This window comes from uncultured Kiloniella sp., from assembly GCF_937128705.1.
GTDB lineage: Bacteria > Pseudomonadota > Alphaproteobacteria > Kiloniellales > Kiloniellaceae > Kiloniella.
This window is the reverse complement of the sequence record NZ_CAKZMP010000104.1, coordinates 1-19619: the sequence shown is the minus strand read 5'-3', so window position 1 is coordinate 19619 and position 19619 is coordinate 1. Positions and strand designations below refer to the sequence as shown.

Below are 19619 nucleotides of genomic sequence, written 5' to 3'. Positions count from 1 at the left end.
GGCATCTGGGATCGCCATGTTGCCCATCGCCGGCTTCCGCAAATTCTGCCGGGTGTGCTGATCGAGGCAGGCTTTGGGATGGAGACCGTGATCCCCTTTACGACCTGCGACATCGATTTGCGGCCAGATGGATTGGCACAGAGGATGATCCGTCTGATGACAGGTACTCCGCAATGAGGCTATTCATGCAACTGGCGCTTGGATGGATTGCCTTTGCATTGGCGGCCGAACCTGTTGCAGCTGGCTGGAGCCTGATAAGAGTAGGTGAAAACGTGGAAGTAACCCGCGCAAAAATTCAGCTCACGCCAACGCCCTATGCCGTGTTCAAAGCATTGGCCGATGCCCCGGGGCAGGAGCTGCCCTATAACGAGCTGAAAACAAACAGCGGCATGGCAAAGGTGAATTCCTTTCCCAAGCATATACAGGAGCTGGTGGCAAAGGGGGTGATCCAATGTCTTGGCCCGCATCGTGATCGCTATGTGATTTTAAAGGTTGATCCCATCCGTGTTGAAAAGGTCAACCGCTATGCCCGCAAGACCAGCCAGCATTCCCGCCCCGATAGTCAAGGTGGTAGCCAAAGCACAGCTAAAGAACGCAAATGCCTTTCCTGTCAGAAGACCTTCAAAAGCGAATGGGTCGGCATGCGTATTTGCGGCGATTGCAAGCTGACCCCGGCCTGGCAGGACCCAGATAACCCCTACACCCCCGAAGGTGACACAGACGGTTCCGGCCTGTCTGACCTAACCACGGGGCTTTATTGATGCACAATAATTTTCAGGCGGAAATTATGCTGAAACTAGCAGTCATTTTCCTTAATCAAAACCTTGCGGATCAGAGAGGGAGCGCTTTGAGGCCATTCTTCGGGATGGGCCTTAAGATATGCCATGACCTGATCGATAAAATAGATGGTTGGGTCGCCATAGGTGCAAAAGTCGACGCGTTCTTTGAGGCTATCGTGAATAGCCATTATATAACCACTGCAATAAAGGCCACCATATTCGGCTTGGGGTGTTTCAGCAGGCGGGCTGCACTGGGCGTAAAGGGCACCACCAGTATTGGGGCGGGGGAATGGTGTTGTGTCGTCGATCGTTCCAAGGGTTGTACCAGAAGCCAATATGCCAGACGCGGTTATAATGGAAATTATAAAATTCATCTCAGGTGTTTTTCTAACTTATGGTTACGGGCAAGGGTACTTGGCTTTGATCGCAGCATCCACGGCAATGCGAGCGTTCTTTTTCTTCAACTCTGGATGCTTTTCGAAGTATTCTACAACAGCTTTTATAGATATTTTGGGAGAGTTAGTCGGAGGACAGATAGAGCCTTTTTCACTGAGATCATCTTCGGCTGCCATAATGTAGGCGGCGCAGTAAACAGCCATATTTCCGTCAACAGTATTGCCGGGCATTCCCCAAAGTTCGCCCTCCAGATAAACCCGATCAATTGCTTTTATACCTCTTTCGCAAAGGTCGTAAATAAAACCGCCCTGGGTTGGAAATGCGTTCGAATATCCGGTGCCCAGCAGTATAAAAATAAACGCGGTAATAAACTTCTTAATCACGATCTCTCCCTTATTACGTGTGTCCGAAGACTGAGCAAGATAGCTGATTCTGTCAAGTTTCGAGTGGCTGTATTAATGCCCGGTGTCTGGACGACAAAGAAGGAGGTTTATCCATGAGTAAACTTCCGTGGTTCAAGTTTTTTCCGACGGATTGGCGGGCCGATGTGGGCTTGAAGCTTTGTTCTCTTGCGGCGCGGGGGCTGTGGCTTGAGATGATTTGTATCATGCACGAGGCGGGGGGATATTTAGAGATCAATGGCAGTATCGTCTCGACGTCGGCCCTTGCATCATTGTCTGGATCATCACCTCAGGAAGTCACCGCGTTACTGGGTGAACTGGAAGAGGCGGGGGTATTCAGCCGAGATCGCAAAGGACGATTGTATTCGCGACGGATGCTGCGCGATTTGAAAAAATCCTCTGTTGCCCGAAGTAACGGGCGCAAAGGTGGCAACCCATCCCTTGTTGCGGGTGGAGTGCTGACCGAGAACGACACCGCTTTCGTTTATGAACCAAGTCCTTCGTCTAAAAGGAAAAAATTGGCAAAGCTTAAGCCAGATTTGAGGATAGGGCATAAGGCCGCGGATATCAGAGGGGATAAAGCCAGCAATAAGTCTGGTGATAAACCCCAGAGTCCAGAAGCCAGAGACCAGACTCTCCCCTTAACTCCCAAGGGAGTTAAGTCCCCTCATGATCAGGATTTGGATCGGGGAAAACAATCCCGGAAAGAGCAATCAGGTCAAAACGGGCGCGCCTGTCGCCTTGATACGGATTGGGTGCCGGATGGGCGGGATCATGATTTTGCCCGCACCCGTGGACTAGAGGAAGAAGATATTGCCACAGAAGCCCTTAAATTCAGAAACTATTGGACCAGCCTTGGCGGGCGCAGAGCGTGTAAAGTTGACTGGCATCGAACCTGGCAAAACTGGATCTTGCGTATCCAGACCGAAAAAGGATCAGGCAATCACGGGGCCACAGGCGGTATCGCCGGCAACAACACGACTGGCCGCAACCCGACTGGCAGAAGCTATTCGTCGGGGGCAACGGGTGGCAGACAACGATCAGGCGGTTTTAACCTCGGTGAAATCGGTGCTCGGGTCCTCGGTCGCGCTGAAATACAAGACGATATTTCCCAAGGGCGGGGGCAGTCAGAGCAGGTTAGAGGATGTGATCTTTCCCAAGTCGATGACGCGGGAACAACAGAATGAAGTCATCCGTATTCTGTCGTTGTCTTTAGCCCCTTTGTCGCGGGTAGAGATTATGCGCGAGCTGCTCAAGCTCAAGGTTAAAACCAGCAGCAGGAATATGGACGAAGCTTCACTTGAACTACAGCTAGAAGTCTATGCGGATGAACTGGCGCGTTTTCCCGCGGACTGTGTGTTGCAGGCGTTAAAGGAAGCAGGGCGGCAAAAGTGGTGGCCGGATTGGGGCGCGCTGGAAAGCTTGCTGACGCCGTTACAGGAATTGCGACAACGGCTGTTAAGGGACTTGAAGGCACGGGATAACCTGATCCACCGACGACATGGCCGGGAAAGGCTAAACAGTGATGGGCCAGAAACGTTGAGCTTCTTCCTGAAGGATTTAGAGCCGAAACATGAAAGTGGGATCAGGGGTGAATAACCTGAAGAAAGGCGAGGGAAACCCGAAAGAAAAATCAGGGCGAATGACGTCTGATTAAAATATTGAAGAAACACAAGTCAAAGGGACGATTTTGGACATGGGAAGATCTATGAAAACGGCAAAATCAGGAAGATCAACAGCGCAGAACACTATTGAAAAAAGAGCCAGCCAATCTAAACAGGGCCAAAATAATCGCATTCAGGCAAGCACAGATGCAACACATACAGGCGCTGGAACGGAAAGATTTACGGGCGGCGCAACTAGCTTGTTAGAACAGCTTTATGATCGCGGTGTTCTCGGCCCGAAAGACAGCCGGGATCGCCGGGCAGAACGTCGCCGGGACAATGGTTTCTGGCTGATGGAGCTTTACGAATTTCTCTACCATTCCGAAGGGGTCGCCCGTTATGAGCCTTTTTCTGGTGGGGCCAAGGGCTATGGCGCAGAAATGAGTGACGAAGAAGCGGAACTGCGGTCGCTTTACCACCGTTACCTGCGCGGCTTATCCGCTGTGGTCACACAATCACTCCGGTTCCTGTGCAAAGATCAACAGATGCCAAGGGTCCAGACTGTCCCGCTTGCTGAGTGTCTAGACCAATTGGATCATTGGCGCGCCAAAGAACGCAAAGCCAATGAACGTGGGGAGAGGTAGGGGGGACGAATAAATAAGACAGGGAAGCAGGTAAATTATCTCTATATCCTTGGTTGCAAAACTAGCCGTCGTCACGCTATTATTCGCAATCCGGGGGGGAGTCTAATCGCTTATTATATCATGGTTTTACCTCTTTAGTTCTGTTCTTGTTCCTGTTGGTTCTGTGTGCTTGCAAGTTAGGCGCGTTCACATGTCCAGTGTTCTCGTAAACCAAGTGTGTCCGTAACATTGTTTGCATTTTGGTAAATATCTAAGAGGCTCAAATGAAACGTTTTGTAATTTTTGTAGCGGGCCTTGTTGCTCTTGCTGCGGGGCTTGGTCCAGTCCTTCATGCCTATTGGTCTGATCATTGGGGGCCGGATTTTAACGAGGCTGCGCTGGCATATGACATCGGTGATTATGAAACCGCGATGGATAATTACCTGCCGTTTGCCGAAGATGGAACCGGGAAAAACAACCTTATTGCCATGTTTAATGTCGCCGTGATGTATGAAAAGGGGCAGGGGGTCGCGCAAGATAATGATACCGCCGAAATGTGGTTTATGCGTGCTGCCGAACTGGGCCATGTCGAAAGCCAAAACAGGCTTGGGCATGCCTATGAAAACGGCGATTGGGGAGCCAAGGATTTTGATCAGGCGCTGTTGTGGTATGGCATGGCGGCGGATCAGGATGATGTTTCGGCACAGGCCAGTCTGGCCCGGATGTATTTAAACAGCTTGCAAAGCGATACCCCGAACCCGGATCACTTGCCCAAGGCGGTGATCTGGTTGCAACAGGCTGTTGATGGTCACGACGCAAGGAGTGAAGCAGCCTTGGCATACCTTTATGAAACGGGCAATGGCGTGCCCCTTAACCCGGAAAGAGCTTTCAAGCTTTACAGGCGCGCCGCAAAACAGAGTGTTCCCTTTGCCCAGAACAAGTTAGCCAATATCTATTATGCTGGTGAACTGGTCCCAAGGGATTACACCTTAGCCCACAGATACTTTACCTTTGCTGCCGAGCAACAGGAAACCGCCGCCCAAATCAGTTTGGCGCAAATGTATGCGTGGGGCGAAGGGACGCCCCGGGATTTAGTGAAGGCCTATATGTGGTTGTCTGTTGCCGATGCGCTGGGCAATCCCGCAGCAAAGGCACGGCTGATGAATGTTGAGCAGCAAATGACACCGGATCAAATCTCAACCGGTGATGACCTATCCCGAAAATGTCAGGCGAAAACCCTGATGCGGTGTTGATTGTGACGCTTTGTTGCTGATGTTTTGTTGTTTGGGGGTAAACGGATGCCGGATGCCCTTGGTTTGATTGGTAAGTTTATTAGTCGTTCTTTCTTTTTTGTTCCATAGGTTTCTCATGATCCGTTTTTTACTTTTGCCTCTGTTTATTGCGCTTGTCGGGCTGGGTGTTTTTGCGCTGATTACTGAAAATCCGGATGGCTTTGAAGCTTATGGACAGGGGGATTATATTGTCGCGCGTGAGGCATTGACCCCCATTGCCGAAGATGGAAATGACGAAGCACAGTATATTCTGGGCCAGATTTATGAACAGGGGCTGGGTGTTCCAAAAGATCCGGATATGGCCTTGAAATGGTACCGACTTGCCGCGGATCAGGGACATAGACAGTCCCTGGTGAAGCTGTCCGAGATTATTAACCAGAAGCTCGGTCAAGGGTCTGATAGTACGGCCAAGGATACGACAACCACCACAGACAAGAACGACAATGATCTGGATGACAATCTACCTGTTGTCGAAATGGATGCGGATAAATCACCAGAGACTAAATCATCAAAGACTGATGTTGACCAACAGGGTGGAGAAAACAACCAACCAGATCTAAACCCAGAAAAAGCAACCGAAACGGTAACAGAAACAGACCCAGATAAGGAAGCTACCGGCGGCGTTTTGGAAATGCTGGTGTCCCTGTTTGATGACAGGAACATATCAGACGAAGAAAACACCGATGTGCCCGCTGATACGCAAGAACTTGTCAATCAACAATCGCTTTCTGAAAATGATCTGAAAACAGGCCCTGAAAAAGAGACGCCCCCCGAAGTGATAAGCGGTGAAATGGCGGGATCTTTGGTGGATGGAAGGCAGGCTTTCAAGAGTGAGCTTTATGAACAGGCCCTGAAAATCCTTCTACCCCATGCGATAAAGGGAAATGCCGAAGCTCAGTATATGGTCGGTGAAATCTATCGGAAAGCTCTGGGCGTTGAAGGAGACGAGAAAAAGGGATTGGCATGGATTAAAAAAGCAGCCGAACAAGGCTATGCCGAAGCGCAGTATGTGCTTGGTTTTTCAATCGAAAACAATTTTGGTGTTGAGTATGAAAACAACAAAAGCATCTACTGGTATCGAAAAGCGGCTGATCAAGGTCATAAGAAAGCGAGATCTCGACTGACTTTTTCGCTGTTTGGGGGGACGTTTTTCGACGGTTATGGTTCCTTTGTCGATGATGCCACAGGACACAAGGTATTTGAGGTTGAGAAATTTTTGCGAATAACTGAAATGGAGGAAGATTTCAACAATGCTGATCATCTGGCACAGTTAGGTGATAGCGATGCTTTGGTTGATCTTGGTTATGCCTATTTGAAAGGGGAGGATAGGCCACAAAATATTGCGTTGGCGATAGAGTACCTTGAAAAAGGTGCCCGGGATAATACCGATAAGGCTATTGCAATGCATCGTTTGGGAGAGCTTTACAGTAAAGGGAAATCTGTACCACAAGATTTTGATAAGGCTGTTTTCTGGTACAAAAAGGCTTTTGATCTTGGCGTTGATTTTGCTGGTAACGATTTAGGGGAATTATATCTTAACAGAACTGATCTTTCCAATAACCAGGATCAAGCTTTCAAGTGGTTTGAAAAGTCCGCCAAGGCGGGGTTTCATCATGCTCAGCTCAAACTTGCCAAACATTACTATAAGGATGACGATAACAAAGATCTGAAAGCTGCTTTTAAATGGGCCTATCTTGCTGCAGAGCAAGAAAATGGTGAAGCTCAATATTTATTGGCAAAGCTCTATGAAGACGGGGACGGTATCCCGAAAGATACTTCACAAGCCGTTAGATGGTTCCGACATGCCGTTGATAACAAAAATGATTTGGCGAAGGTTGCTCTATTCCAAATTATGGAAACGTTTCCCGATTTGATTATGGATCCTTTGGCCTCTGAAACTTTGGAGGTGGAAGATTATTACAGGGAATATTACAGAGGTGTCGATGCTTACGAAAAAAATTATCAAGCGACAGCCAAGGATATATGGTTTCGTCTGGCATCAAAAGGCTATGCGCCTGCTCAACTAGAATTACAAAGAAAGTATTTTAAGTGGTTTGACACTGAACATTTCGATCAAGTTCAATTCTGGCTTCAAGAGGCCGCAGAGAGCGGCTATGCCCCGGCTCAGGTCCAATATGCAAGTAATTTGGCTGTCTATTCATTTGAGGATGAGGAGGTTCAACAGGTATATCACTGGTATAAGCGCGCAGCAGATCAAGGGTTAAACCGCGCTGTGGCCGAGGTTATTTCAGCCCATGTTCATGGAAAGGGTGTTCCTAAAAGTCATAAAAAGGCTGAAGAGCTAACAATCCATTATGCCGAACAGGGATCTGAGTATGCCCAGTTCCAGTTGGGGTACTGGTATGAACACGGATTTTTGGTGGAAAAAGATCTTGATCAGGCCCGCAAATGGTACCAGAAATCTGCGGATCAGGACTATTGGCTTGCCATAGAGGCAATGGAACGGTTGCAAGACGCGCAATCACAGACACCTGATACAACATCGGCTCAGCCCCCAGTTGAAACAATAGAACCTGTTGAGCAGACAGAGAAGGCGGCAAAACCCCTTCCACAAAAAGCCTCAGAAAAAGGGGGAAACTCAGAAAAAAAAGAAGCAGCTAAACAGAAAGAAACTTCTCGACAGGCAAAGGCTGAAAGTGATTCCGATAACGAAGCTATCTATCGACTTATGATGCTTTCATTTCGGATGGAGGACTATGAGCTTGCGCTATCAACCGGCTTGCCCCTGGCAGAAGCAGGTGATCTCGAAGCCCAAATCCTGATATCGAACATCTATGCCAATAAAACCCCGCCAGATTATGGTGAAGCGTTCAAGTGGATCTCTCGTGCCGCTGAAACAGGTGATGGTGCTGCTCTGACTTTATTGGCGTCGTACTATTTTGTCGGAAAGGGTGTCGCACGGGATCTTGAAAAAGCCTATGAACTTCACAAGTCTGCGGTCGCACAAAAAAATCCCAGGGCTCACGTTGGTTTAGCCATGCACTACCATTACGGTCTGGGGGTGGCCAAAGATTTAAAAAAAGCGGCAGACTACTATGAAAAAGCCGGGAAGTTGGGAGAGAGCGAGGCTTATACCTCACTCGGCGTGATGCATGAAAATGGTGCCTTGGGGGCAAGAAATCTTGCGCGTGCCCAGCACTATTACACATTGGCGGCAAAGGCGGGGGATCAAGAAGCCGAGGCAAAACTGGAAGAACTGAGGGCAGTTTTGTCCAGTATTCCCAAACCAAAAAGAAAGCCTGATAACATTCCTGCGCGTCCGCTTCCGAAACAGCTTGCCAAGGAAACCCCGATAATTAAGCGGCAAGACAAGGGGACTTTCCCGTCTTCGTCGTCTTCTGGATATCTTGCCTCGTCCATGGAAAAATATAAGGAACTCTATGCTGCGGGTGACTATGGCAAAGCACTTGAGATACTGCACCCATTCGTCGAAAAGGATAATCCCCAAGCTTTATACCTTATGGCTGATATGTATTTCAGAGGATTAGGAGTTAAAAGAGACACTAAACAGGCATTCCTTCTTTTCGAACGTTCAGCACTGTTAGATTACTCGAAAGCACAGGCTAAGGTTGCCTATCATTATTTGGCGGGGACTGGTACCAATAAAAATCTTGATAAAGCCTATAGCTGGGCACTGAAATCAGCAGTTCAGGGGGATGCGCTGGGGCAAGAGGCTATGGGGCTTGTTCTTGCAGAAAAAGATCAAAGTGATCAAGGCTTAAGACAGGCTGTGAAATGGTTCAGGCTCGCAGCGGAACAGGGTGGTGTTGATGCTCAATCGTTATTGGGTTTTGGACTTACGTCACTTGATACAGACGACAAGGAAGGATGGATGTGGTTATACGTCGCGGCCATTCGAGGGGATAAACTTTCGAAGTCAAACGTTGACAAATCAAAAGAACATTTTTCTGAAAGCTTTGTCACGGGAGTGGAAAATATGGCGCGCAACTGTATTGATCAAAACTACCGGAACTGTGAGTGATGGACGCTTGTTGGGGCAGAGAAGTAATGAAACAGATCAGACAGAGTATTTTGATGCGGGTTATCATGTGGTGGGTGGCTATGGCGCTCTGGACTTTGCCAAGTTTCGCCCAAGATTTTGACAAGGGGCTCAGTGCCTATCTTGATGGCGAATATGCCGTCGCTCTCAAGGAGTTTCATATGCTTGCCGAATTGGGGGATGGTGAGGCCCAGTTTTACCTGGGTGAAATGTATGGCTTGGCCCACGGGGTGGAACGTGATCTTTTCGTGGCCAGAAAATGGTTTTTGCGCGCTTCTGAACAGGGGAATTTCGATGCCGATAGTCGGCTCGCGCTTCTTTATCTGCATGGTGTCGGCGGAGAGCAAAGTGATACCTTGGCGTTATATCATGCCCGTCGAGGGGCAGATAATAATAGTGATGCATCTCAGTTTACCTTGGCAGAGTTTTATGAAAAGGGTCATGCCGGGGTGGCCCAAAGTGATGAAGATGCTCTTAAATGGTATCAGTTGGCGGCTGATAAAGGATTTACCCCGGCTTATCTGGGGCTTGGGCGACTTTATGAAAAAATCGATGATATTGATAATGCAAAACGATGGTATCAGCGTGCCATTGATGAGGGGGATGAGTATGGAAGGAAACCACTGGCCAGGCTAAAGGCGCAAAGTGCTGACGCCAAACAGACAGCTGGTAATAATCGTAAGGTTGTTTCTTCTTCTTCTTCTTCTTCTTCTGGGAGCTCTATTGCTGTCGAGTATCCGGATGAAGCGGCACGAAAATCTTCTGATCGCGTTTGGGAAGACGACAAGGATGATTTTTTAGTGGGCGCTAATGCCTATTTGGATGGCGATTTTTCCCTGGCGTTAGAATTTTTATATCCGCTTGCAGAAAAGGGTGTTCCCTTTGCCCAGTATTATATGGGGGAAATGTTTGATCGTGGGTTGGGCATTAACAAGAACCCCAAGGCTGCTGTAAAATGGTTCAAGGCAGCCTATAAAAACGGCGTGAGTCGCGCAGGACATAATCTTGCGTATATTTATTTCACCGGAAGTGCGGGGTTTGTGGACCGTCAAACAGCTCTGAAGATTTACCACAAGGAAGCCAAGGCGGGAAATAGCCTTTCACAAGTTAATCTGGGGCATATCTATAGCACTGGAAACGACGTACCACAGAGCGATAAAATCGCCGTGCGTTGGTATAGTGAAGCGGCTAAAAATGGCAACCCGACTGGGATGTTTCAATTGGGCTTGGCCTATTATCATAGTGTTGGCGGTGTCAATCGGGATCATGACATGGCTTATATATGGTTCTCTCTGGCAGACGAAGAGGGCGTCGAAGAGGCCCTAGTTTACAAGGATCTACTTGCGAAACCACTGACAAAAGCACAATTGCAAAAAGCCAATAAAAGGGTAACAGAGTGCCGACAACGCAAATTTAAAGGCTGCTTTTTGTTGTAAAAGCATTACTGACCTATCGTTCCCGAGGTCGTGAGCTGGGCATTTTTCTTGCCAACAAAGATGGCAAGAAGCTTGGCAGGTTTTGAGTTGCTCAGGTTTTCCGTCAGCGTATGGATCGCCCCTGGTGGTTCTATCCAGCTATCTCCGGCCGCATAGTCAATGGCTTCTTCGCTGCCGAGCTTACTTCGAACATTTCCCTCTAGCACATAAACAAAAACAAATGTTTCGTGACTGTGCGCCGGGGATTTGTTCTCCGGCACCAGTTCAACCGTTATTGCCGTTAGTTCATGTCCGGGCATATTCCCGATGGCTTCTTGCAAAAGCATCGTGCGTTGGTTTTTTGCATCCCTATTCTCGGGGCTGTTCTGGTGAATATTCCGGGGGGCATTTTGGGAAGAAACTTCATGTGCGTATGTCATGCCGTAATGGGGCACAAAAATAACACCTAACATTACAAGTGAAATAAGAAGCCGACCCGTTACTCGCGTTCGGCATTTGGTAATCTTCAGCATTCTTATTTCCCTTGTTATGGCCTCTTAATGACTCTGTCGTGTTCTTGGAATGAAGTCTCATAAAGTGTTTTGCTCAGATAACGATAACGACTACTGTATCTGTATTGCGATCGCGATACGGTTCCATGCGTTAATGGTTGTAATGGCCATGATGATCTGGGCGATCTGTTCTTCGTTAAAATGTTCGCTAACCCGGCTGTAAACCCGGTCACTGACCCCGTGGTCGGAAATCAGTGTGACTTCTTCTGTCAGGGCCAGAACGGCGCGTTCCTTTTCTGTAAAAAGCGGGGACTCTCGCCAAGCAGACAGGGCGAACAGGCGTTCGGTTGTCTCGCCGTTTTCCTGTGCGGCTTTGGTGTGCATCTGAATGCAATAGGCACAGCCATTGATTTGTGATGCACGGGTTTTGATTAACTCTGGCAAACTGGTGCCAAGGTCTGTAGTGCCCAGATATTTCTCTAACCCGAACATAGCCTCGTAAGCAGCAGGTTGGACTTTATCAATTTTTACTCTGGTCATGTTCATGTTCTCTTTGCGTTAATGGGTTTAAGGTTCTAGGGGGATGATTTAATGGTGTTTAGCGATGTGTAACTTGGTGTTTTTCTGAAATAACAATCACTTTGTATCGCAATTGATTGGTGCGTTAAATGTCGGTTTAGTTATTTAATAATTGCTAAATCAGCATGAATTAATCCATAAAGACGTATGTTTAAACTTGATGATCTCAAGATCTTTATCGCAACGGCAGAGGCTGGCAGTTTTGTCGGCGCAGCGCAGCACCTGAATATTGCGCCGTCGGTTGTCAGTCGAAGTATCAAGAACCTAGAAGTTCAGCTGGATACCACCCTGTTTAATCGCACAACCCGCAAGATTACTCTGACGGGCGAGGGGCAATGGCTGTTGAGCCATGCGGCGAAAACTCTGGATAATGTGCATGATATTCGCGCGCACTTTCGCGATCAAAACACAGAACTTCAGGGGAACTTGGTTATTGATGCGCCGACGCCTTTTACCCTTCATCTGCTTGCGCCTATTTTGTCCGAATTCACGCGCCAACATCCCAAGGTCCGGCTGTCGCTGGAAAGCAACGAAGATATTGCAGACCTGATTGAAAAGCGGGTTGATGTTGCTATTCGCCTTGGTGCGTTAAAAAGCTCTGGCTTGAAAGCTAAAAAAATTGGGTCGATCCAGCGGGCTTTTTACGCATCGCCGGGCTATCTTGAACAAAAAGGCGTCCCGGTGGATGTGGCTGATTTACGAGAACACAATTGCTTGGGTTTTTCACAGAAAACACCATCCCTCAATCGGTGGCCAATTTTGACCGAGAGTGGGGAATGGTTCGAAATTACACCCTATATGACAGCTAATAGTGGCGAGACCCTCAAACAACTGGCGATACATGGTCATGGTATCTTGTGCCTGTCGGATTTTACGGTCAGGAACGAACTGGAAAGTGGTAAACTTGTTCCTGTCCTCTGCGATAAAATCGTGCCGCACACAATACCCGTATCAGCTGTTTACTATTCTGAATACAAAGTCGTCAGGCATGTCCGCGTGTTCCTCGATTTTCTGGTTGAACATGCTACGTTTTAGGTGTGAATGATTTTTTGCAATTAAGGCGTGTATTGATTTCTCTCGTCTGGTAAATAGGAATACCCTTATAAAAGCTGGACTTTGAGATGAGATTTCTTTTTTCAATCTATCTAATATTGAACATCTTGTTTGGTGCTGTTGCCTTTGCGGATGATTTTGATGACGCTAATCAGGCTTATGATGCCGGAGACTTTGCAAAGGCGCACAAACTCTACCGAATGTCAGCAAAAGACGGAGATGAATTGGCACAATTTAATCTTGGTCTGATGTACCTTCAGGGAAAAGGCGTATCTCAAGATTATGATGAAGCCGTTAAATGGTTCCGGCTTTCTGCTGATCAGGGGTATGCCAAAGCTCAATACAACATGGGTGTGGCATATGATCAGGGAATGGGTGTGAAAAAAGACGAAAAAGAATCTTTTCGGTGGAATAAGTTAGCAGCCGAAAGCGGTCATGCTGGTGCGCAATTTCAATTGGCTTATGACTATGCGATAGGGGACGTGGTTCCGCACGATTTACTGCGTGCTTATATGTGGTTCTATTTTGCGGCTGAGCAAAATGAAGACAACGCTGCCGATAACCGTGACTATGCCATCGAACAAATGACAGACGCACAATATGCCAAGGCTAAATCAATGGTTAGCGCATGTATCGCACAAGATTATCAGGGATGCTAAGGCGGGCATCTGGCTCTAATTTTTCGATGTGAGGCTATTAATGAAACAATTTGTTTTCCGTGCTTTTTTTCTCTGTAGCTTTCTTGTTGGAAATTTTGTTCAAGCCGCCGATCTGGATAAAGGAAAGACTGCGCTGATCCGGGGGGATTATGCTGCCGCTTTGACAGAACTGACGCCGCTTGCCGAACAGGGAAACGCCACAGCGCAGTATTATCTTGGTGTGATGTACAAAGAAGGACAGGGCGTTGCTGTCGATGATGCTGTATCTCACCAATGGTTGACAAAATCCGCGGAAAGCGGTGAAGCACAGGCCCAAATGATGTTGGGGATGATGTATCACTTTGGCTCGGGCGTAGAAGAAAATATGGACACCGCCCGCAAATGGTACCAGCTTGCCGCAGACCAAGGACTGGAAGAAGCCCAGACCGTGCTGGTGATTATTGCTGAATGATTTGATACTATTAATAACTTTTCTATACCGAGAATTTAAATGAATTTAAAAACGTTTCTTTTTACTCTATTGGCTTGTCTAAGTGTTATATCGGCTACCTTTGCCGGAAATTATCAGCAAGGTATTAAGTTCGCAGAGCAAGGTGATTATCAAGCGGCTTTTAATGAGTGGTTGCCGTTGGCTAAGCAGGGGCATCGAGAGGCTCAATATAAACTGGGACAAGCTTATCGACGGGGGGATGGTGTTACTCAAGATCAGAAAAAAGCCATCAAATGGTTTGGTCTCTCGGCAGATCAGGGCTTTGCACCAGCTCAAAATGATCTCGGTGTTATATATATAACAGGTGAAAAAGTAAGAAGAAGCAACAAGCGTGCTTATACATTCTTTGAAAAGGCGGCTCAGCAAGGAAATGCTGATGCTGAATTCAATCTTGGTCTGCTTTATGAAAATGGTGATGGCGTTTCGATTGATCTGACGCAGTCTTATCTGTGGACCAAACGCGCTGCTGAGAAAAACGTTGCACTGGCCCAATCCAATTTGGGAGTGAAATATGCGTTGGGTACAGGTGTTCAAGCTAATCAAAAATCGGCCTTTAAATGGTATCTGAAAGCGGCTGAACAAGGGATTACAGATGCACAAGTAAATTTAGGCGGAATGTATGCGAACGGGACAGTTAAACCAAGGGATTACCTGAGAGCTTATATGTGGTGGATGATTGCAGCTGATAACGGGAATAGCTACGGGCGTAAATATTCTGCTCAAATCAAGCAAGACTTATCCAAAGATCAGATTCAAAAAGCAGACGGATTAATAAAGCAGTGTATTGCAAATGGTTATAAGGGGTGTTGATAAATCATGGCTCTTGAGCGGAGCTTGTCTAATTACCACTCCCTCCCTCCCTCACTGACGCACAACTTCGTACCCCAAGCGTTCCAGATACCATTGCAGGGATTGATCGCCGCCGAGGTGTCCGGCGCCGACGGCGATGAAGACGGTGCCTGATCCGCGCATGATGTCTTCGATCTGTTCAGCCCAATCGGCGTTGCGGTCGTCTAGCAAGGCGGTTTTGATGCGATCCTGTCCGTCGAAAGAGGCATTCATGAGGGTGGCAAGTTTTTCGATCTGGCCCGTTTTCCAATAGGTGAAAAGTTGATCCAGCATGTCGGTGTCTTCGACCATCTCTTCCATGGAGCTATTGAACATGGCCATATCTTCTTCGGGTGTCATGTCGCCAAAAATACGCAATTGTTGTTCCAACGTTTCCAGATACCCCAGTTCTTTACCCGCAGCTTTGGCATCTTGCCAAAGCGCTTTATCCACACCTGATTCCGGATTGAGCCCCTTGGTTTGCATTTGAATTCCGGCCAAGGTGACGGCGGTGAACCACGGGCGTAGCTCAGCAAAGTTCTGCATGGCTGTTTCGGGAATACCCAAAGAATTTAAGGCGCGGACAAAATTTTCCCGTTCTGGTGGGGAAAGCTGTTCGTAAAAGGGCGTGCCTGATTTGTTAAAGGCATGTTTCTGGAGCAGAGGAACCATGGTTTCCGGCGTGGCGTCACCGATGGGGGCTTCGATATAAAAACGATCTGCGCTATCAAAGGCCTGTTTGATTTTTGGTGTCCGCCATTGCAAATTTTCGTTCTGAACATGGACTGTGCCGAATAACCAAACAACACTGTCTTCATCGGACAACTTCCAGATCGCAGGGTTGATTTTGCTATCGGCAAAGGCACTTTGTGCTGCAAAGCTGAGACCTATGATTAATCCTGTAACATGGAGGCTCGAGCGAAAGAAAGCTGTCGTTGCGGTCTTTGTTACGTGAATAATGCCCATGAAGTTCGTGCCCATGAAACTGTCCTGAATTCGAATGCTGTTTAAAAAATGATTACCAGTAGAAAGGAACGCCAGTATTTGTCGTCAAACCGTAAATTGCAACGATGAAAAACAAATGATTATCAGGAAGAATTATGTATTTTTGGGGCGACAATACGGCGAATGAAAAAGATATTGTGATGATAAAGTTTCCCCAGAAGGTAACGATTTAAATTTCTTTTATTGTTTTGCTACTGGAAGTTAGGAACAAAAGGTTCTACCTATAACACTGGGTAATGGGGACGTTAGTATAAGAGGAAGGTCCAGGATCATGTCCAGCTTGTTATTGGAAAAGCTTGTTACCGAAGTACGTCGGTATCAAAACAAAGACTTTCTGCATGCCGCAATGGCAGTCTGCGCTATCACGGCCTATTCGGATGGCGAAGTTTCCATCGAAGAACGTTATTCTATTGATTATGCCATTGATAATATCGAAGCCCTCAAAACCTTTGATCCTGTCCGGGCAATCGAAATTCTGGATGACTATATCTATCTGTTGAAAAGCGGCGCAGAGGGCGCCAAAGCCGAGTTGTATAAAAAGATCAAAGTTTTCGAAGGGAAATACAAACGATCCCGAACGCTGTTACGGGTTGCGCATTTGATAATCTGTGCCGATCGCGAAGTAGATCCGCGTGAACAGAAAGAATTTGCCATGCTTTGTAATCTGTTGGGGTTAGAGGCAAACAAGCTCTGGCGTCAAATTGAAAACCAGAAAGCGCTTTAGGTTCGCGAGGCTAAGTATGAAGGTTCTCTGTGAATTTTGTGATGAGTACTGATATCTGATCAGATGATATCATCTTTGGATTGTTGCGCAGAAAAAACGGATATCCTGTTAAAAATGCTGATGATAAAGAGGTTACCTGATTAATGCGATCAACCTTTGGATGATCGTTTGTTTAGCTTATCACAAAGAAGTTCGGCATGATAAACCGGAATGGTGATGCGAAAGGTTGCGCCTGTCTCTTTATTATGCGGGTCCTTCGTGCTCAGGACGTGGATTTTGCCACCTTGATGTTCGATAAGGTCCTTGCAAAGATGCAAGCCAAGGCCACTGCCTATTTCGCCATCTGTACCTTTGGTCGAGACGTTCTCATCCAGCCTGAACAGCTTTGATATTTGATCTGGTGCAATCCCGACCCCGGTATCTGTTACTTCCAGTTCGATAAAATCGCCGTTACTGCGCGTATCTATTGTGACGGCCCCACCTTCGGGTGTGAATTTGATCGCATTGTTGATCAAATTACGGAGAATAGTGTCCACCATGTTAAAGTCGGCCAGAACAATATAGTCTGTGGGGACGCAGGATAAGGTAATGCCTTTCTTGTCTGCGGCCGGGGCAAATAGAATTTTGTTGGTTTGAATAACCTCATCCAAACTTACGGGGCCGGGGGCATATTCCATCCGCCCCATTTGTAACAGGGACCATTCCAACAGATTTTCCAGAAGCTTGAAAACCTGTTCGGCGGACTGATGCACTAATGTGCCGTATTCCTTTGTTTTTTCAGGGCTTAGGCTTTCGCCGCGATCCGACAACAAGCTTGAAAAGCCGAGCAGGGCATTAAAAGGCCCTTTGAGATCGTGGGCAATAATGGAAAAAAACTTGTCTTTCTGTTCATTAAGACGGGCGAGTTTGTCATGGGCTTCGGACAGGTTTTCGGCCAATAAAACAAGATCGGCGGCCTGTGCCTCCATACGGACTTCGTTTTCCCTGAACTCATTAACCTGTGCTTTCAAGCGTTCTTCACTGATACGCAAGGCTTCGTCGGCTGCTTTGCGTTCTGTTATCTCTGTTTGAATATGGATATGCCCGCCACCTGATGATTTGCTGACTTTGTAGAAATAGCTCCGCCCATTGGCGTGAACGGTTTCGCCTTCGGTGTGCATGTTTTCACGGCGTTCCTTCAGGCGCTGAGCCAGCCATGCATCAGGGTCAGACTTGGCAAGAGGGTGGTTTATTTGACCCGTGTTCAGGCTGCGCTGCAGCAGTTGGGTCATGGTGTAGCCAACAATCTCGTCCTGCGGGGGAGAAGCCGGATACATTTCATGATAGCGTTTGTTGGTAAAGGCCACGCGTTCTTCATGGTCATAGAGAATGACGCTATCGGTGAAGTTATCCAAGGCTTCTTGTAACATGGCGGCTTCACGTTCGCGGTTATGAACTTCTGTCATATCGGTGAAGGTGGCAATACGTCCCAAGTTATCATCTTGGTATTGTGATATTTCCAATACACGATTATTTTCTGTAACGCGAATTTTTTTCGGCTGTTGGCGCTCAATCAGAATTTCCTTGTGCCTTTTTTGTGCCAGCTTTTCGGGGTCCCCTTTGCCATAGTATCCATTCTTTGCCAGATACAGCAGCAATTCAAATAATGTTATCCCTGGTTTAAATGTCCCTTCGGGGATGCCAAACAATGTGTGAAAACGCGTATTACAAATAATCAGGTGATCATCAGGGTCCCAGACGATAAATCCTAAGTTCAGCGCATTCAGAGACTTCTCTAAAAGATGCGACTGGGCCTTTAGTTGTAGAGATCGATTTTCAACCCGTTGTTCCAGCTTTTCTTTTATCCGTGATCGATTAAGCAGTTTTTTGATCAGGATCGGGGTGAATTTCAAATAGGTTTGAGCATCGTCACGGATAAGGTAATCAGTCACTTCCAGAGAAACAGCCTCTAGTGCCAAGTGCTCTGATCCCTTATGGGCCATTAGCATGACAGGACATTCGGGGTGTTTTTCTAACAGACTTTGTGTGATTTCCAATCCGGACATATCCGAGAGATGGCAATCTATAAGAATGATATCAAAAATATCTTGATCAGCCGTGGCAAGAACAGCTTGTCCGGAAGAAACAGTTGTTACGTTGCACGATCCCAGTTCTTGTCGAGCGGGCTGAGAATGTTCCAGATATTCTTTCATGTCAGCACAACGGGCTACGCACTCTTCTGCGTAGAGTATTTTAAGCATGCGCTTGTTGGGGATTTTCCCTGTCATGCCATTTGCAACCGCATTAATTATGTGCTCCTCAACAACCCCTTGTCTCATTATCAGAGAATTAAATTAACAATAGGTTTCTGTAAGTTGCCGGATTTGGGGCAAAAATTAGATTTCATAAAACTATCATTGCAATATAATGCATAATATTGCATTTTTATGCGTAGTTAATCGTTTAGGTTTAAAATTGATCGTTTTTTACAGCTTTTTATGATGCAACCACTTGATTTAAATAACCCAGATACCCGGCAAGCACTTTTGATCAAGCGACTTGAGGTCGGCAAAACGCTTGTTGCCCGTGTCATCGGCGAAGAGTTAGGCGTTTCGCTTGATACGATCCGAAGGGACTTTATCGCCCTGGAAAAACAGGGGGTTCTCAAAAGGGTCAAGGGTGGCGCAATCCCCATGAACAAATCCCTTTCCCCAGTGGTTGTTCGTCTTCAAGAAAAAACGGATTGGCTGGTAAAGGCAGAAACGGTTTTTCAAGACCTGCTCGTGGGGCAACCAAGCTTGTTTTTGGACGGTGGCACCTCGGTTCTTTTTTTCGCGCGGCAACTTCCTATTGGGTATGGGGGATTGGTGATCACGCCATCGCCTTTGGTTGCCACTATCTTATTGGAAAAGCGTATAAAAACCGTTTTGGTCGGGGGGATTTTACGTCCTTTGGGGGGCATTGCCACGGGGGCAGAGGCCATTCGCACTCTGTCGAAGTCATTGGCAGATATCGCAATATTGGGAACCTGTGGGCTGGACCCTGATTTTGGCCTGTCGGCGGATGATGTGGAAGAAGCAGCGGTCAAACAGGTTATGGCCGAAAATGCGGATCGTGTTGTCGTTCTCGCGCCGGGGGATAAGCTGGGGTGCAGATCGGCGCATCAGGTCGTGCCCTGTGCTGATATTGATGTTCTTATTACCTCTGGTATGCCCAATGCTACAGCTGACTTTACGGCGTTCGAAACAGAGATACTCCA

The 19619-nt window shown here is 47.3% G+C and carries 19 protein-coding genes; 13 read left to right on the top strand and 6 right to left on the bottom strand.

Annotation, left to right across the window (positions count from 1 at the left end; translation table 11 throughout):
- Positions 1 to 761: hypothetical protein (locus Q0241_RS06300; RefSeq protein ID WP_299374811.1), on the top strand; the 761-nt coding region annotated here is incomplete at its 5' end.
- Between the two features lie 35 nt (positions 762 to 796).
- Here Q0241_RS06300 and Q0241_RS06295 read toward each other — a convergent pair.
- Positions 797 to 1153, bottom strand: coding sequence for a Rap1a/Tai family immunity protein (locus Q0241_RS06295; RefSeq protein ID WP_299374808.1), 357 nt, complete (start codon positions 1151 to 1153; stop codon positions 797 to 799).
- 24 nt (positions 1154 to 1177) lie between these two features.
- Entirely contained in the window at positions 1178 to 1558 is a 381-nt protein-coding gene (locus tag Q0241_RS06290; protein ID WP_299374805.1) for a Rap1a/Tai family immunity protein, read from the bottom strand.
- 113 nt (positions 1559 to 1671) lie between these two features.
- On the opposite strand from Q0241_RS06290, the gene Q0241_RS06285 reads away from it, so the two are divergent.
- The 6 genes from Q0241_RS06285 to Q0241_RS06260 all read left to right on the top strand — a co-directional run bounded on the left by Q0241_RS06285 (position 1672) and on the right by Q0241_RS06260 (position 10552).
- A complete protein-coding gene (locus Q0241_RS06285) occupies positions 1672 to 2763 on the top strand; it encodes a hypothetical protein (RefSeq protein ID WP_299374802.1) in 1092 nt (363 codons plus the stop codon).
- Entirely contained in the window at positions 2723 to 3175 is a 453-nt protein-coding gene (locus Q0241_RS06280; protein ID WP_299374799.1) for a hypothetical protein, read from the top strand. Before Q0241_RS06285 ends, Q0241_RS06280 begins: the two co-directional genes overlap by 41 nt.
- A gap of 109 nt (positions 3176 to 3284) precedes the next feature.
- Positions 3285 to 3824 carry a hypothetical protein gene (locus Q0241_RS06275; RefSeq protein WP_299374796.1) on the top strand — a complete coding sequence of 180 codons (540 nt, stop codon included), beginning with the start codon at positions 3285 to 3287 and terminating at the stop codon, positions 3822 to 3824.
- A 263-nt stretch (positions 3825 to 4087) separates the two neighbouring features.
- Positions 4088 to 5056: an SEL1-like repeat protein gene (locus tag Q0241_RS06270; RefSeq protein WP_299374793.1), complete on the top strand. Its 969-nt coding sequence runs from the start codon at positions 4088 to 4090 to the stop codon at positions 5054 to 5056.
- 115 nt (positions 5057 to 5171) lie between these two features.
- Positions 5172 to 9098 (top strand): tetratricopeptide repeat protein, encoded by a 3927-nt coding sequence (locus tag Q0241_RS06265; RefSeq protein ID WP_299374791.1) that lies wholly within the window; start codon positions 5172 to 5174, stop codon positions 9096 to 9098.
- A gap of 26 nt (positions 9099 to 9124) precedes the next feature.
- Positions 9125 to 10552 carry a tetratricopeptide repeat protein gene (locus Q0241_RS06260; RefSeq protein ID WP_299374788.1) on the top strand — a complete coding sequence of 476 codons (1428 nt, stop codon included), beginning with the start codon at positions 9125 to 9127 and terminating at the stop codon, positions 10550 to 10552.
- Between the two features lie 5 nt (positions 10553 to 10557).
- Here the strand turns inward: Q0241_RS06260 and Q0241_RS06255 are convergent, their stop codons facing one another.
- Together Q0241_RS06255 and Q0241_RS06250 are read right to left on the bottom strand one after the other, a co-directional pair.
- Complete coding sequence (locus tag Q0241_RS06255) at positions 10558 to 11064, bottom strand: cupin domain-containing protein (protein ID WP_299374785.1); 507 nt, start codon at positions 11062 to 11064, stop codon at positions 10558 to 10560.
- A gap of 90 nt (positions 11065 to 11154) precedes the next feature.
- Entirely contained in the window at positions 11155 to 11583 is a 429-nt protein-coding gene (locus Q0241_RS06250) for a carboxymuconolactone decarboxylase family protein (RefSeq protein WP_299374782.1), read from the bottom strand.
- A 186-nt stretch (positions 11584 to 11769) separates the two neighbouring features.
- On the opposite strand from Q0241_RS06250, the gene Q0241_RS06245 reads away from it, so the two are divergent.
- The 4 genes from Q0241_RS06245 (at position 11770) to Q0241_RS06230 (ending at position 14634) form a co-directional block, all read left to right on the top strand.
- The gene (locus tag Q0241_RS06245) at positions 11770 to 12657 is read left to right on the top strand and encodes a LysR family transcriptional regulator (RefSeq protein ID WP_299374779.1); all 888 of its coding nucleotides are present in this window, start codon (positions 11770 to 11772) and stop codon (positions 12655 to 12657) included.
- Between the two features lie 86 nt (positions 12658 to 12743).
- Positions 12744 to 13334 (top strand): tetratricopeptide repeat protein, encoded by a 591-nt coding sequence (locus Q0241_RS06240; protein WP_299374776.1) that lies wholly within the window; start codon positions 12744 to 12746, stop codon positions 13332 to 13334.
- A 40-nt stretch (positions 13335 to 13374) separates the two neighbouring features.
- Positions 13375 to 13785 (top strand): tetratricopeptide repeat protein, encoded by a 411-nt coding sequence (locus Q0241_RS06235; protein ID WP_299374773.1) that lies wholly within the window; start codon positions 13375 to 13377, stop codon positions 13783 to 13785.
- 39 nt (positions 13786 to 13824) lie between these two features.
- Positions 13825 to 14634: a tetratricopeptide repeat protein gene (locus Q0241_RS06230; protein ID WP_299374770.1), complete on the top strand. Its 810-nt coding sequence runs from the start codon at positions 13825 to 13827 to the stop codon at positions 14632 to 14634.
- Positions 14635 to 14685: 51 nt separating this feature from the next.
- On the opposite strand, the gene Q0241_RS06225 is transcribed toward Q0241_RS06230, so the two are convergent.
- On the bottom strand, positions 14686 to 15633 hold the full coding sequence (locus Q0241_RS06225; RefSeq protein ID WP_299374767.1) for a TraB/GumN family protein: 948 nt from the start codon (positions 15631 to 15633) through the stop codon (positions 14686 to 14688).
- 295 nt (positions 15634 to 15928) lie between these two features.
- Between Q0241_RS06225 and Q0241_RS06220 the strand changes: the two genes are divergently transcribed.
- Entirely contained in the window at positions 15929 to 16381 is a 453-nt protein-coding gene (locus Q0241_RS06220) for a TerB family tellurite resistance protein (RefSeq protein ID WP_299374764.1), read from the top strand.
- A gap of 149 nt (positions 16382 to 16530) precedes the next feature.
- Here the strand turns inward: Q0241_RS06220 and Q0241_RS06215 are convergent, their stop codons facing one another.
- A complete protein-coding gene (locus tag Q0241_RS06215) occupies positions 16531 to 18648 on the bottom strand; it encodes a PAS-domain containing protein (RefSeq protein WP_299374762.1) in 2118 nt (705 codons plus the stop codon).
- 213 nt (positions 18649 to 18861) lie between these two features.
- Between Q0241_RS06215 and Q0241_RS06210 the strand changes: the two genes are divergently transcribed.
- On the top strand, positions 18862 to 19619 hold a 758-nt coding region (locus tag Q0241_RS06210; protein WP_299374759.1), incomplete at its 3' end, for a DeoR/GlpR family DNA-binding transcription regulator.